The organism is Pseudomonas arcuscaelestis, assembly GCF_016881005.1.
GTDB classification, from domain to species: domain Bacteria; phylum Pseudomonadota; class Gammaproteobacteria; order Pseudomonadales; family Pseudomonadaceae; genus Aquipseudomonas; species Aquipseudomonas arcuscaelestis.
Window position 1 is genome coordinate 55,337 of the sequence record NZ_JACOPV010000018.1, and the last position, 13,813, is coordinate 69,149.

Below are 13,813 nucleotides of genomic sequence, written 5' to 3' on the forward strand. Positions count from 1 at the left end.
CTGTCCGTTATTTGGAGGACCCAGTCGCATGTATCACGGTGAACGTTTCAATGCTTGGACGCATTTAGTCGGCGCAGTACTGGCCTGTATCGGTGCAATCTGGTTGTTGGTGGCGGCCAGTTTGCAGGGCGATCCGTGGAAGATCGTCAGTCTGTCGATCTACGGCTTTACCCTGTTGTTGCTGTACAGCATCTCCACGCTCTATCACAGCGTACGCGGCAAAGCTAAAGTGGTGATGCGCAAGCTCGATCACCTGTCGATCTATCTGTTGATTGCCGGTAGCTACACACCTTTCTGCCTGGTCAGCTTGCGCGGGCCGTGGGGTTGGAGTTTGTTCGGTGTGGTCTGGGGGTTGGCAGTGATAGGCATGCTGCAGGAGATCAAGCCGCGCTCCGAAGCGCGAGTGCTGTCGATCATCATTTATGCGGTGATGGGCTGGATTGTGCTGGTTGCAGTCAAGCCGCTGCTGGCTAGCCTGGGCGCTGCTGGATTTGCCTGGCTGGCTGCCGGTGGTGCGTTCTACACCATCGGCATCATCTTCTTTGCCTATGACAGTCGCTTTCGCCACTGGCATGGCATCTGGCACCTGTTCGTCATCGTCGGCAGCCTGCTGCACTTTATTGCCGTGTTCTTTTACGTACTTTAGAAATCACCCCAGAGCTGCTGGGCAACGGCCAAAGCGACCACGGGTGCTGTTTCGGTACGCAGCACTCGCGGCCCCAGGCGCGCGGCATGGAAACCCGCAGCCTTGGCCTGCTCCACTTCGGCATCGCTCAAACCACCCTCAGGACCGATCAAAAATGCCAGGCTTTGCGGCGGCTGATGGCTGAGCATGGGTTCGGCTACAGGATGCAGAACCAGCTTGAGCTGTTCATCACAGGCTTTGAGCCAGTCGGCCAACAGCACCGGTGCATTGATCTGCGGTACGCTGGAGCGCCCACACTGCTCACAGGCGCTGATCGCAACTTGGCGCCAATGGGCCAGGCGCTTGTCGGCGCGCTCGTCCTTGAGGCGTACTTCGCAGCGTTCACTGACAATCGGGGTGATGACATTAGCGCCCAGTTCGGTGGCTTTCTGGATCGCCCAGTCCATCCGCTCGCCGCGGGACAAGCCCTGACCGAGATGGATCTTCAGGCTTGATTGCGCTTGCCCGGCGAAGGCTTCGTTCAACTGCACCCGGACGGTTTTCTTGCCGACTTCGAGCAACTGGCCAAGAAATTCCTGGCCGCTGCCGTCGAACAGTTGCACAGCATCGCCAGCGGCCATGCGCAGCACCCGGCCGATGTAGTGGGCCTGGACTTCGGGCAGGTCGTGCTCGCCGAGGCTCAGGGGGGCATCAATGAAGAAGCGGGACAGTCTCATGTGAAAACTCTGAATAAATGTTGGCTGTGGGAGCGGGCCGCCCAGCAGTGTGGGTAGAGCCTGATTGCGGGGCGAACCTGCTCCTGCAGAGGGTTGCTGCTAGCCCGGATCGCGGAAGTCCGGGTGGAAATTTCCTGGCACTGCCACGCTGACACTGTCGCGCGTGGCAATGTCGATGCCTTCACTGGCCACCTGCGCCAGGAAGTCGATTTGCTCCGGGGTAATCACGTAGGGCGGCAGGAAATACACCACGCTCCCCAGTGGACGCAGCAGCGCGCCGCGAGTCAGGGCGTGCTCGAATACCTTCAGGCCGCGACGTTCCTGCCAGGGGTAAGGGGTCTTGCTTGCCTTGTCCTGAACCATTTCCACCGCCAGGGCCATGCCGGTCTGGCGTACTTCAGCCACATTCGGGTGGTCGACCAGGTGCGCGGTGGCGCTGGCCATACGTTGGGCCAGTGCCTTGTTGTTCTCGATAACGTTGTCTTGCTCGAAGATGTCCAGGGTTGCCAGCGCCGCTGCACAGGCCAGCGGGTTGCCGGTATAGCTGTGCGAGTGGAGAAAGGCGCGCAAGGTCGAGTAGTCGTCGTAGAAGGCGTTATAGACATCGTCGGTGGTTATGCACGCGGCCAGCGGCAGATAGCCGCCGGTCAACGCCTTGGACAGGCACAGGAAGTCGGGACGGATACCAGCCTGCTCGCAGGCAAACATTGTTCCGGTGCGCCCGAAGCCGACGGCGATTTCGTCGTGGATCAGATGCACGCCATAGCGGTCACAGGCTTGGCGTAGCAGCTTGAGGTAAACCGGGTGGTACATGCGCATGCCACCGGCGCCCTGGATCAGTGGTTCGACGATTACGGCGGCGAGCGTCTCATGGTGTTCGGCCAGGGTCTGCTCCATGAGCAGGAACATGGTGCGCGAGTGCTCTTCCCAGCTCACGCCTTCAGGGCGCAGGTAGCAGTCGGGGCTTGGCACTTTGATAGTGTCGAGCAGCAGCGCCTTATAGGTCTCGGTGAACAGCGGCACGTCGCCGACCGACATCGCCGCGATGGTTTCACCGTGATAGCTGTTGCTCAAGGTGACGAAGCGTTTTTTCGCTGGCTGACCTTTGTTGAGCCAGTAGTGAAAGCTCATTTTCAGCGCAACTTCGATGCAGGACGAACCGTTGTCGGCGTAAAAGCACCGGGTCAGGCCTTCCGGGGTGATCTGTACCAGGCGCTCGGAAAGCTCGATGACCGGTTGATGGCTGAAGCCTGCGAGAATCACATGCTCAAGCTGGTCGAGCTGATCCTTGATGCGCTGGTTAATACGTGGGTTGGCATGGCCGAAAACGTTGACCCACCAGGAGCTGACCGCGTCCAGGTAGCGTTTGCCTTCGAAGTCTTCCAGCCATACGCCTTCGCCGCGCTTGATCGGAATCAGGGGCAGTTGCTCGTGGTCTTTCATCTGGGTGCAGGGGTGCCAAAGGACCTTGAGGTCACGTTGCATCCACTGTTGATTGAGGCCCATTTCATTTCTCCTGGCGACGACAGCGCGGACATGCGGCGCAAGCCTATGCAATGCGCCGCCCGAGAACAACCCGTGGCATGCAATCGGCATGTGGGCGTTGCTGGCGAGGTCGCTTGGCGTGGCGTATCCTTCGACTACTCTTTCCTGGGGGATCCCCCCAATTATCTGTTTCGATCCGGAGTTCGCCAAAATGTCTGCTGGTTGGCTGCGCGCCTGTGCGCTGGTAATGATAGGACTGTTCAGCGGCGCTGCGCTGGCCAAGGACAAAACCCCGACAGCCATCGTCGTCGGCGGTGGTCTGGCAGGCCTTACGGCGGCTTACGAATTGCAGGCCAAGGGCTGGCAGGTAACCCTGCTGGAAGCCAAGTCGGGCATGGGTGGGCGTTCGGGCCTGGCCACCAGCGAGTGGATTGGTAACAGCAAGGCCCAGCCAACACTCAATCAGTACCTCGATACCTTCAAGATCAACACCCTGCCGGCCCCGGAGTTCGTCCGTGTCCCGGGTTACCTGATCGATGGCGAGTACTACAGCGCGACCGACCTGGCTACCAAGCAACCGGTCACTGCCGAGGCGCTCAAGCGTTATGAGAAAACCCTCGACGATCTGGCCCGCTCGATCGACGACCCGCAGAACCCGGCAGCCAACAGCACCTTGTTCGCCCTCGATCAACTGAACGTGTCCTCCTGGTTGGACAAGCTGCAGTTGCCAACCACCGCGCGTCAACTGATCAACCAGCAGATTCGTACTCGTTATGATGAGCCGTCGCGTCTGTCGCTGCTTTATTTTGCCCAGCAAACCCGTGTCTACCGCGGTGTCAGCGACCGCGACCTGCGAGCCGCACGCTTGCCAGGTGGTAGCCCGGTATTGGCCCAGGCATTCGTCAAACAACTGAAAACCATCAAGACCAGCTCGCCAGTCAGCGCCATTACCCAGGACAAGAACGGCGTCACCGTTAAAGTCGGCAGCGTTGGCTACCAGGCCGATTACGTCGTGCTGGCCGTACCGCTGCGCGCCCTGGCGAAAATCCAGATGATTCCCGGCCTGGACAACCAGCATGTGGCGGCGCTCAAAGGCACCAACTATGGCTGGCGCGACCAACTGCTGCTCAAGTTCAAGAACCCGGTCTGGGAGAGCCGCGCACGGATGTCTGGCGAAATCTTCAGCAATGCCGGCCTTGGCATGCTGTGGATCGAGCCTGCACTCAAGGGTGGGGCTAACGTAGTAATCAACCTGTCGGGTGATAACGCACGTCTGTTGCAGGCCTTCGGCGACAAACAGATGGTCGACCAGGTTTTGATCCGTCTGCATGCGTTTTATCCACAGGCTCGTGGTGCCTTTACCGGCTACGAAGTACGCCGTTACAGCACCGACGCCAACATGGGTGGCGCATACCTGGCCTATGGCCCGGGGCAGATCAGCAAGTTCTGGCGCCTGTGGGAGCGTCCGGTGCAACGTGTTGCCTTTGCCGGAGAACACACCGACGCGCTTTACCCGGGTACCTTGGAAGGCGCATTGCGCAGCGGTCAGCGTGCCGCCAGCCAAGTACAAGACCTGGCTGCGGGCAAGTCGTTCGATCCGGTCAATGCCGCTCCAGTAGCTGCCGCTGCCGCTGCCACTGCAGTGGCAGCAAGCAAGGGCAACTTCTTCTCCAACCTGTTCGGTGGCTCGTCCGAAAAGCCTGCCAACGCGCCAGAGTCGGTGAAAAAGGAAGAAAGCAAGCCTGGCTTCTTTTCGCGGATGTTTGGCAGTGACGAAAAACCGGTCGAAAAGCCAGCGGTCAAGCCTGCTGAAGCGGCGGCTGCTCCAGCACCGGTAGCAGCGCCTGCGGTGGCGCCGGTTGCCAAGGAAGAGCCAGTCAAGCCAGCACCGGTCAAGGCGGCCCCAACCAAGGCACCCGTCAAACATGCCCCGGCGAAAAAGCCGGTGGCGAAGTCCGAGCAGGCGAAAAAAGCTGCAGCAGTTAAAAAACCAGCAGCTAACGTTCAAGCCAAGGCGCAGTAACACCTGAAGCCTTGAAAACTGTAGGAACGGGCATGCCCGCGATGAGCTTGGCCCAGCCAATCGTGGGTCAAGCCCGCTCCTGCAGTTGCACCTTCCTACCCAGTTAATGTTTCCTTAATAGCGCTGTTACACACTAACAATCGTTTTTCTCGATATTTCAGAGCGAAATTTTCCGCTTTAATTCGATATTTAACTCGTTAGTCTTAGGCACAGTTCTTACAGGGAAACACGGCAATGCAACTGCGCAATTCATCATCGCGTTATGGGCTGGTCAGCATCGTCATGCACTGGGGCGTGGCGCTGGCAGTTTTCGCACTGTTCGCCCTCGGTCTGTGGATGGTGGGTCTTGACTACTACAGCTCTTGGCGCAAGGACGCACCCGACCTGCATAAGAGCATTGGTCTGGTGTTGTTGGCTGTCATGCTCGTTCGAGTGGCCTGGCGGGTGATCAGCCCGCCGCCTCCAGCGCTACCTAACCACGGCAAACTCACACGTGCAGCCTCCAAAGCCGGGCACAGTCTGCTTTACTTCGGTCTCTTCGCGGTGATGATCGCCGGTTACCTGATTTCCACCGCCGATGGCGTGGGTATCCCAGTGTTTGGGCTTTTCGAGGTGCCCGCTCTGATAAGCAACTTACCTGATCAGGCGGATCTTGCCGGTGAAGTCCATTTTTACCTGGCCTGGGGTCTGGTGATTTTTGCCGGACTGCATGGCCTGGCAGCGCTGAAGCACCATTTTATCGACCGTGACGCGACCCTTAAGCGAATGCTGGGCCGCAAAGCTTGATGTTCTACCTCAACTCCAAAGGGATATAGAAGCATGTTGAAAAAGACTTTTGCCGCTCTGGCGCTCGGTACTGCACTGCTCTCGGCCGGTCAAGCCATGGCTGCCGACTACAAGATCGACAAGGAAGGCCAGCATGCCTTCGTTGACTGGAAAATCAGCCACCTGGGCTACAGCTTCATTCACGGCACCTTCAAAGACTTCGATGGTACTTTCAGCTGGGATTCGGCAAAGCCTGAAGCGAGCAAGATTGCTGTCGATCTGAAAACTGCCAGCCTGTGGTCCAACCACGCCGAGCGTGACAAGCATATCGCTAGCGCCGACTTCCTCGACGTCAAGAAGTACCCAGAAGCCAAGTTTGTCTCCACCAGCGTCAAATCGACCGGCGAGAAAACGGCTGACGTAACGGGCGACCTGACCATGCACGGCGTTACCAAGCCGGTAACCTTCAAGGCTACCTTCAACGGCGAAGGCAAGGATCCATGGGGCGGTGAGCGTGCGGGTTTCAACGCCACCACCACCCTGAACTTGAATGACTTCGGTATCAAAGGCCCGGGCGCTACTTCCCAGACCCTGGACCTGGACATCTCGGTTGAAGGCGTGAAGCAGAAGTAAATTCTGCGACACCCATAAAAACGCCGCCCCTAGGGGCGGCGTTTTTATTTCTGCAATTGCCGAATCAGCGATTGCGGGTCAGCAGCGCAGGCTTCTCGCCGCGCGGGCGGCTTGGCAATTGCTCAAGCTGTTCAGCAGTCGGGAAACGGTCGACCTTTGATTCTTTGTGCATGATCTTCGGCTGTGGCTGGCCTTCACGTGGATTACGTGCGGCTGGCTCTCCCGACTGGCTGTCGCTGTCCGGGCGGCGATTGCGGGCACCGCCATCGCGGCGTTGCTGACCGCCGCCACCATTACGCGAACCACCGCGTTTGTCGCCATTGGCTGAGCCGTTGCGTGGGCCGTTGTTGCGGCCTTGGCCGCCACCGCTACGCTGCTGGCCATTTGCGCCGGCACCGGCACCGGCACCGCTCTGCGCGGGTGCGCCCGGACGACGGTTGCGACCTTGATTGCCTTTATTCTGATAAGGGCTGACGTAGTCGGCACGGTTACCAAAATTATCGATGTCGTCATCCAGGAACACTTCTGGATCACGATTGCCTGCCGCCGGCGCTGCACTTGGTTGGGCGGACTGGGGCTGACGTGGCTTCTTGTTGTCGCGTGGTTTACGTTCCTGGCGGCCACCAGCAGACTTTTCTGCGGTTTTTTCCTTGTCCTTCTCGCGACCTTTTTCCTTGCCCTGATCCTTGCCTTTGTCCTTGCGTCCGCCGTTGGTGCCATCAGCACGCTGACCACGGCCACCGCGTGGATTGTTTTGCGGGCGTTCACGGGTTTCAGGCTTCTCGGCTTCTACCTTGGAGGCATCGAAGCCCATCAGGTCGCCATCCGGGATTTTCTGGCGGGTGACGCGCTCAATGCTCTTGAGCAGCTTTTCTTCGTCCGGGGCAACCAGCGAAATCGCTTCACCGGAACGACCGGCGCGACCGGTACGGCCAATGCGGTGCACGTAGTCTTCTTCGACGTTGGGCAACTCGAAGTTGACTACGTGAGGCAGTTGGTCGATATCCAGGCCGCGGGCGGCGATATCGGTGGCAACCATGATACGTACAGTGCCGGCCTTGAAGTCGGCCAGGGCTTTGGTGCGTGCGTTCTGGCTTTTATTGCCATGAATCGCGGCGGCGGTCAGACCGTGCTTTTCCAGGTATTCGGCCAGGCGGTTGGCGCCGTGCTTGGTACGGGTGAAAACCAGTACCTGTTCCCACGCACCGGTGGTGATCAGGTGGGCCAACAGGGCACGCTTGTGGCTGGCAGGCAAGCGATAGACGCGCTGCTCGATGCGCTCGACCGTGGTGTTTGGCGGCGTAACCTCGATGCGCTCTGGGTTGTGTAGCAACTTGTCGGCGAGGTCGGTGATGTCCTTGGAGAAGGTCGCAGAGAACAGCAGGTTCTGGCGCTTGGCTGGCAGCCGGGCGAGGACCTTCTTCACATCATGGATGAAGCCCATGTCGAGCATGCGGTCGGCTTCGTCCAGCACTAGTGTTTCGACGTGGGACAGGTCGACGCTGCCCTGGCCAGCCAGATCGAGCAGCCGGCCAGGGCACGCTACCAGTACATCAACGCCGCGTGCCATGGCCTGAACCTGCGGGTTCATGCCGACGCCACCAAAGATGCAGGCACTGACGAATTTAAGATCGCGGGCATACACCTTGAAGCTGTCATGCACCTGGGCGGCCAGTTCACGGGTAGGGGTCAGCACCAGAACCCGCGGCTGGCGAGGGCCATGACGCTGGGACTTGTCTGGGTGACCACCTGGGAACAGGCGCTCGAGGATTGGCAGTGCGAAACCGCCGGTTTTACCAGTACCTGTCTGGGCGGCGACCATCAGGTCACGACCTTGCAACACGGCGGGAATGGCCCGCTGTTGCACCGGAGTGGGCTGGGTATAGCCAGCAGCCTCGATGGCGCTGACTAGAGCCTCGGAGAGACCGAGGGAAGCAAAGGACATGAGTAATCCTGTTCTTAGTGGGGGCTAAGCCCGATGGGATAATCTTGCCTGGCGCGGTAGGCATCGGCTGATGCACTCGCGTCCGGTCCAGCAGGGTCTTCAATGCACATCCGGATTGTGGCGGGCGGGCTCTTGGCCGCGCTGTCCTGCCGATCGGGATGCCTTTTGCAAGGCCGAGCGTCCGGGCGTAAGCCTGGCGGGAAGGCCAGAGTATAACAGAGCAATCAAGGCGTGCTGCGTTCCTGCTGCTCAACGGTGGAACGAAAATTTTCTGGAATGCCAGCATAGCGGGCATTGAGTGCCGTAAAGGCGGGCTCTTGCTTGAAATTTCGTAGTTCGGCGGCAAAGCGTTGCATCAGCTCTTGCATGCCTGAATTGCGGCGTACGGCCAGGTACTGACTTTGGGTGCTGACCACCAGCGGCAGTTCACTGATTTCTCGGTCAAGTCCCAGATCCTTTCGCAAATGGCGACCAACGCGGCGGTCGGTTATCAGCAAATCAATGCGCCCGCGCTGAAGTTTGCCGAAATTCGCTTCGTGGGTTGGCGCGGGCTCACGGGTGAACAGCGGCGAATCGCTGAACGCTGCTGCATACGCGTAGCCAGGGGAGGTGCCGACGGTCAGGCCGCGCAGATCCTGCAGGCTGTTGATCGAATGAGGGCGGGCATTGGCGTAGAAAAGCACAAACTCGACGTCAGAGAGCGGTTCATTGGGATAGAACAGCTGAGTGCCGCGTTGTTCAGTCTGGAAGATATCCAGGATGCCATCCGCCAGGCCTTGATCGATCATCGCCAGGCAACGCTTCCAGGGCAGGAATTGCCATTCCACTTCTACGCCAAGACGTTTGAAGACTTCGACAGTGACTTCGTAATCGATACCTTTTGCCTGACCGTTCTCCATGTACACATAGGGTGCCCAGGGTTCGGTGACGATGCGAAGCTTCTCGCCATGGGCAAACGCGCTCAGGCAAGTAAGCAGCAGGGCGGTCATAAGGCGGGTGAAATCGGGCATATCTGGAGATTACGACGTGCGCACGCCTATGGCTAGTAGACGTGCGCAATACGCGTGCCGTATCCAGCGGCGGAGCGGATCGATCAACGAGGCAACTTGAGGTTGTTCCAGATCGCCAGGCTTGGATCGGCCTGGTTCAGGGTGTAGAAGTGCAGCCCGGGTGCACCACCTTGCAGCAGTTGTTCGCACATGTGGGTAATGACTTCTTCACCGAACGACTGGATGCTCTTGACGTCATCGCCATAGGCTTCCAGTTGCTTGCGGATCCAGCGAGGAATCTCGGCGCCGCAAGCGTCGGAGAAACGTGCCAGCTTGCTGTAGTTGGTGATCGGCATGATCCCCGGCACTACAGGAATGTTCACCCCAAGCTTCTGCACGCGTTCGACGAAGTTGAAGTAGCAGTCGGCGTTGAAGAAGTATTGGGTGATGGCGCTGTCGGCACCGGCGTTGGCCTTGCGTACGAAATTGGCCAGGTCATCCTCGAAATTGCGCGCTTGAGGATGCATTTCCGGGTAGGCGGCGATTTCGATATGGAAGTGATCGGCGCTTTCCTGGCGAATGAATTCGACCAGTTCGTTGGCGTAGCGCAGTTCGCCACTGGCCATGCCCATGCCCGAAGGCAGGTCACCGCGCAGAGCAACGATACGCTTGATACCGGCGGCCTTGTACTGGGCCAGCAGGCTGCGCAGGTCTTCCTTGCTGTCACCGACGCAGGACAGGTGCGGCGCGGCAGGGACCTTAACTTCGCTTTCCAACTGCAGCACAGTGTTCAGCGTGCGGTCGCGGGTAGAGCCACCGGCACCGTAGGTGCAGGAGAAGAAATCCGGGTTGTAGCTGGCCAGCTGATGAGCAGTGGCGAGCAGTTTTTCATGTCCAGCATCGGTCTTGGTCGGGAAGAACTCGAAGCTGTAACGACGTTCCTGAGACATACAAGATTCCTTGGGCGGCTAGCTACAAGCGGCAAGCGACAAGGTAAAAGCAGGGCAGCGCGAACCGCTCCTGCTTGCAGCTTGAAGCTTGCCGTTATCGGCTTTAGTAGCGGTAGGCGTTTGGCTTGAACGGACCTTCGACAGTCACGCCGATGTATTCGGCTTGCTGTGGGGTCAGTTGGGTTACCACGCCGCCGAAGCCGCGGACCATTTCCAGGGCCACTTCTTCATCCAGCTTCTTGGGCAGTACTTCAACTGTCAGGCGCTCGGCTTTCTGCGCTGGCGACAGGTCGGCGTACTTCTGGTCGAACAGGAAGATCTGCGCCAGTACCTGGTTGGCGAACGAGCCATCCATGATGCGGCTTGGGTGGCCGGTGGCGTTACCCAGGTTTACCAGGCGGCCTTCAGCCAGCAGGATCAGGTAGTCATCGTTTTGCGGGTCGAAATCGCCAGCGCCGGTACGGTGGATCTTGTGGACCTGAGGCTTGACCTCTTCCCATGCCCAGTTCTTGCGCATGAAAGCGGTGTCGATCTCGTTGTCGAAGTGGCCGATGTTGCACACCACGGCACGCTTTTTCAGGGCCTTGAGCATGTTTGCATCGCAAACATTGACGTTACCGGTGGTGGTCACGATCAGGTCGATCTTGCCCAGCAGCGCTTTGTCGATGCTTGCTTCAGTACCGTTGTTAATACCGTCGATGAATGGCGAGACCAGCTCGAAACCGTCCATGCAGGCTTGCATCGCGCAGATCGGGTCGACTTCGGTGACCTTGACGATCATGCCTTCCTGACGCAGCGACTGTGCCGAGCCCTTGCCCACGTCACCGTAGCCGATTACCAGGGCTTGCTTGCCCGACAGCAGGTGGTCGGTACCGCGCTTGATGGCGTCGTTGAGGCTGTGACGGCAGCCGTACTTGTTGTCGTTCTTGCTCTTGGTGACCGAGTCGTTGACGTTGATGGCCGGGATTTTCAGCTCGCCCTTGGCCAGCATGTCCAGCAGGCGGTGTACGCCAGTGGTGGTTTCTTCGGTTACGCCATGAACGCGCTCCAGCACCGCTGGGTATTTTTTGTGCAGCAGTTCGGTGAGGTCACCACCGTCGTCGAGGATCATGTTGGCGTCCCATGGGGCGCCGTCCTTGAGGATGGTTTGCTCCAGGCACCACTCGTACTCTTCTTCGGTCTCGCCTTTCCAGGCGAACACAGGAATGCCGGCAGCGGCGATAGAGGCAGCGGCCTGGTCCTGGGTGGAGAAAATGTTGCAGGACGACCAGCGTACTTCGGCACCCAGGGCAACCAGGGTTTCGATCAGCACGGCAGTCTGAATGGTCATGTGGATGCAGCCGAGGATCTTGGCACCTTTGAGCGGTTGCTCTTCAAGGTACTTGCGGCGCAGGCCCATCAGTGCAGGCATTTCCGATTCGGCGATGATGGTTTCGCGACGGCCCCAGGCAGCCAGGGAGATGTCAGCGACTTTGAAATCGGTAAAACCGGCAGGCGTAATTACAGCGCTCATGAAGAGCCTCCATTCGTAATGTGCGAATGGGCGCCGTTGTGCGTTTAGTGCCTGCAGGCAAGCCTGGCCAGACAACGCCCCATCCGAGCCTGACAGGTTGAACCTGCTGCAGCGCCCCTCGGACAGGTGGCGGGAACGGTATCAAGTGCAGATGACCGTTTTGAAACGTCGGCGATTATAGCTGCGTCGTGGCGTCTGCCCAAGGTTTTCTGTCGATTAATCGAGACCATAGTCGATGTTAAATGGAGGATCACGGAAGGCTCTGCCATCATTAGCGGCATCGATTGGCAAGACGGTCAGGAGTAGATATGAATTTTCACACCCGCAAATGGGTCAAGCCCGAAGACCTCAACCCTAACGGCACCTTGTTCGGCGGCAGCTTGCTGCGCTGGATCGATGAGGAGGCGGCGATCTACGCGATCGTGCAGTTGGGCAACCAGCGTGTGGTGACCAAGTACATTTCGGAAATCAACTTCGTCAGCGCTTCGCGCCAGGGCGACATCATTGAACTGGGTATCACGGCAACCGAGTTTGGCCGTACCTCCATCACCCTCAAGTGCGAAGTGCGTAACAAGATCACCCGCAAGAGCATCCTGACGGTGGACAAGATGGTCTTCGTCAACCTTGGAGAGGATGGGCTGCCGGCAGCTCATGGGCGGACCGAGATCAAGTACGTCCAGGATCAGTTCCCGGACACCGCTGTGGAGTAACACAGCATCGCCGGGCAAGCCCGCACCCATCCTTGCGTTTGGCGTGGGCTTGCCCGCGATAACGCCGTCAAGGCTGCTCGGTGACCCCGCGCACCACGCGACCAATCGTCAAACCCTGCAACAGGATTGACGACAGCACTACGATGTAGGTGATGCTCAGCAACAAGTCACGTTCGGTACCTGGCGGCAGCGACAGGGCCAGGGCCACCGATACACCACCGCGCAAGCCACCCCAGGTCAGGACCCGGACGGTGCCGCGTGGCACGCTGCGCCAGCGCCGCAGCAAGACTATCGCCGGTGCTACCGTCAGCAGGCGCGACATGAGGATGGCCACGGCCAGAACCCCGGCCGCTGCCAGGTGCATCCACGAGAATGGCAGCAGCAATAGCTCCAGGCCGATCAGGGCGAACAGCAGGGCGTTGAGCATGTCGTCGATCAGTTCCCAGAAACCGTCCAAGTAGCGTCGGGTCATGTCGTTCATCGCCAGGTTGCGGCCCAGATTGCCGATGATCAAACCCGCCACCACCATCGCGATCGGGGCTGAAACATGCAGCTCGTAGGCCATCGCCGAACCGCCGATGACTAACGCCAGGGTGAGCATGACTTCAACCTGGTACTGCTCGATGCTTTTGATCATGCGGTAGGTGATATAGCCGACCAGGCCACCAAACAGTGCCCCGCCGATGGCTTCACGAGCAAAGAGGATCGCGGTGTCGGTTACCGTCGGCGTTTCACCCAGTTGCGCGATTCCCAGCAGCACGGTGAACACCACGACTGCGGTACCGTCGTTGAACAGCGACTCGCCAACGATAGTGGTTTTCAACGGTTTGGACGCGTTAGCGGTACGCAGGGCACCGAGCACGGCAATCGGGTCGGTGGGCGAGATCAGCGCGCCGAACAGCAAGCAGTACAGCAGGCTCACGTGCCAGCCGAACAGGGCGAAGATCCAATGGGCCAAGTAACCGATAACCACGGTCGCGATCAGTACCCCAACGGTTGCCAGCAGGCCAATTGGCCAGCGATAACTGCGCAGGTCAGCGAGGTTTACGTGCAGGGCTCCGGCAAACAGCAGAAACGACAACATCCAGTGCATCAGCAAATCGTTGAAGTCGATCTGGCTCATCAGGCCCTGCACGCGATCTTCCAGTCCCGGGTAGCCAATGACGCTCAGACCTTGCAGCAATAGGGAAAAGAACAGCGCAGTGACCATGACGCCGATAGTAGGCGGCAGGCCAATGAAGCGGTAATTCAGATAAGTAAGCAGTGTGGTCAAGCAGATAAACGCAGCAACAAGCTCAAGCATTCCGGGTCCTGTAGTGGCTTTGATTCGGTACCCGATTCCATCGGGCAACCGTTTGATGGTTTATCGATGGCGCGGGGACACAGTTTTTTGCTTGCATGCGTTGACCGCGATTGGCGATTTTCGTTTCCCCTGCGC

The 13,813-nt window shown here is 58.9% G+C and carries 12 protein-coding genes and 1 riboswitch; of the genes, 5 read left to right on the forward strand and 7 right to left on the reverse strand.

Features of this window, described 5'->3' with window-relative positions; all coding sequences use genetic code 11:
* Window positions 1-28: 28 nt before the first annotated feature.
* Complete coding sequence (gene trhA, locus H8F21_RS24545; protein WP_203482059.1) at window positions 29-646, forward strand: PAQR family membrane homeostasis protein TrhA; 618 nt, start codon at window positions 29-31, stop codon at window positions 644-646.
* Here the strand turns inward: trhA and H8F21_RS24550 are convergent.
* Both H8F21_RS24550 and H8F21_RS24555 read right to left on the reverse strand, forming a co-directional pair.
* The gene (locus H8F21_RS24550; RefSeq protein ID WP_203482057.1) at window positions 643-1,362 is read right to left on the reverse strand and encodes a 16S rRNA (uracil(1498)-N(3))-methyltransferase; all 720 of its coding nucleotides are present in this window, start codon (window positions 1,360-1,362) and stop codon (window positions 643-645) included. The genes trhA and H8F21_RS24550 overlap by 4 nt on opposite strands.
* A 99-nt stretch (window positions 1,363-1,461) precedes the next feature.
* The gene (locus H8F21_RS24555; RefSeq protein ID WP_203482055.1) at window positions 1,462-2,868 is read right to left on the reverse strand and encodes an adenosylmethionine--8-amino-7-oxononanoate transaminase; all 1,407 of its coding nucleotides are present in this window, start codon (window positions 2,866-2,868) and stop codon (window positions 1,462-1,464) included.
* Window positions 2,869-3,058: 190 nt separating this feature from the next.
* On the opposite strand from H8F21_RS24555, the gene H8F21_RS24560 reads away from it, so the two are divergent.
* The 3 genes from H8F21_RS24560 (at window position 3,059) to H8F21_RS24570 (ending at window position 6,268) form a co-directional block, all read left to right on the forward strand.
* Window positions 3,059-4,870: a flavin monoamine oxidase family protein gene (locus H8F21_RS24560; RefSeq protein WP_203585524.1), complete on the forward strand. Its 1,812-nt coding sequence runs from the start codon at window positions 3,059-3,061 to the stop codon at window positions 4,868-4,870.
* 234 nt (window positions 4,871-5,104) lie between these two features.
* Entirely contained in the window at window positions 5,105-5,656 is a 552-nt protein-coding gene (locus H8F21_RS24565) for a cytochrome b (RefSeq protein WP_203482051.1), read from the forward strand.
* 33 nt (window positions 5,657-5,689) lie between these two features.
* Complete coding sequence (locus H8F21_RS24570) at window positions 5,690-6,268, forward strand: YceI family protein (RefSeq protein WP_136478485.1); 579 nt, start codon at window positions 5,690-5,692, stop codon at window positions 6,266-6,268.
* A gap of 64 nt (window positions 6,269-6,332) precedes the next feature.
* Here the strand turns inward: H8F21_RS24570 and H8F21_RS24575 are convergent, their stop codons facing one another.
* The 4 genes from H8F21_RS24575 to ahcY form a co-directional block, all read right to left on the reverse strand.
* Entirely contained in the window at window positions 6,333-8,213 is a 1,881-nt protein-coding gene (locus tag H8F21_RS24575) for a DEAD/DEAH box helicase (protein ID WP_203585525.1), read from the reverse strand.
* A gap of 224 nt (window positions 8,214-8,437) precedes the next feature.
* Window positions 8,438-9,223, reverse strand: a complete 786-nt coding sequence (locus H8F21_RS24580; RefSeq protein ID WP_203482047.1) for a substrate-binding periplasmic protein — start codon at window positions 9,221-9,223, stop codon at window positions 8,438-8,440.
* A gap of 83 nt (window positions 9,224-9,306) precedes the next feature.
* Complete coding sequence (gene metF, locus H8F21_RS24585; protein WP_136478482.1) at window positions 9,307-10,152, reverse strand: methylenetetrahydrofolate reductase [NAD(P)H]; 846 nt, start codon at window positions 10,150-10,152, stop codon at window positions 9,307-9,309.
* A 103-nt stretch (window positions 10,153-10,255) separates the two neighbouring features.
* On the reverse strand, window positions 10,256-11,665 hold the full coding sequence (gene ahcY / locus H8F21_RS24590) for an adenosylhomocysteinase (protein ID WP_203482046.1): 1,410 nt from the start codon (window positions 11,663-11,665) through the stop codon (window positions 10,256-10,258).
* Between the two features lie 21 nt (window positions 11,666-11,686).
* Window positions 11,687-11,791, reverse strand: a riboswitch (S-adenosyl-L-homocysteine riboswitch).
* 182 nt (window positions 11,792-11,973) lie between these two features.
* Between ahcY and H8F21_RS24595 the strand changes: the two genes are divergently transcribed.
* On the forward strand, window positions 11,974-12,375 hold the full coding sequence (locus tag H8F21_RS24595) for an acyl-CoA thioesterase (RefSeq protein ID WP_136478480.1): 402 nt from the start codon (window positions 11,974-11,976) through the stop codon (window positions 12,373-12,375).
* Window positions 12,376-12,442: 67 nt separating this feature from the next.
* On the opposite strand, the gene H8F21_RS24600 is transcribed toward H8F21_RS24595, so the two are convergent.
* Window positions 12,443-13,678 carry a cation:proton antiporter gene (locus H8F21_RS24600; RefSeq protein WP_203585526.1) on the reverse strand — a complete coding sequence of 412 codons (1,236 nt, stop codon included), beginning with the start codon at window positions 13,676-13,678 and terminating at the stop codon, window positions 12,443-12,445.
* Window positions 13,679-13,813: the final 135 nt, after the last annotated feature.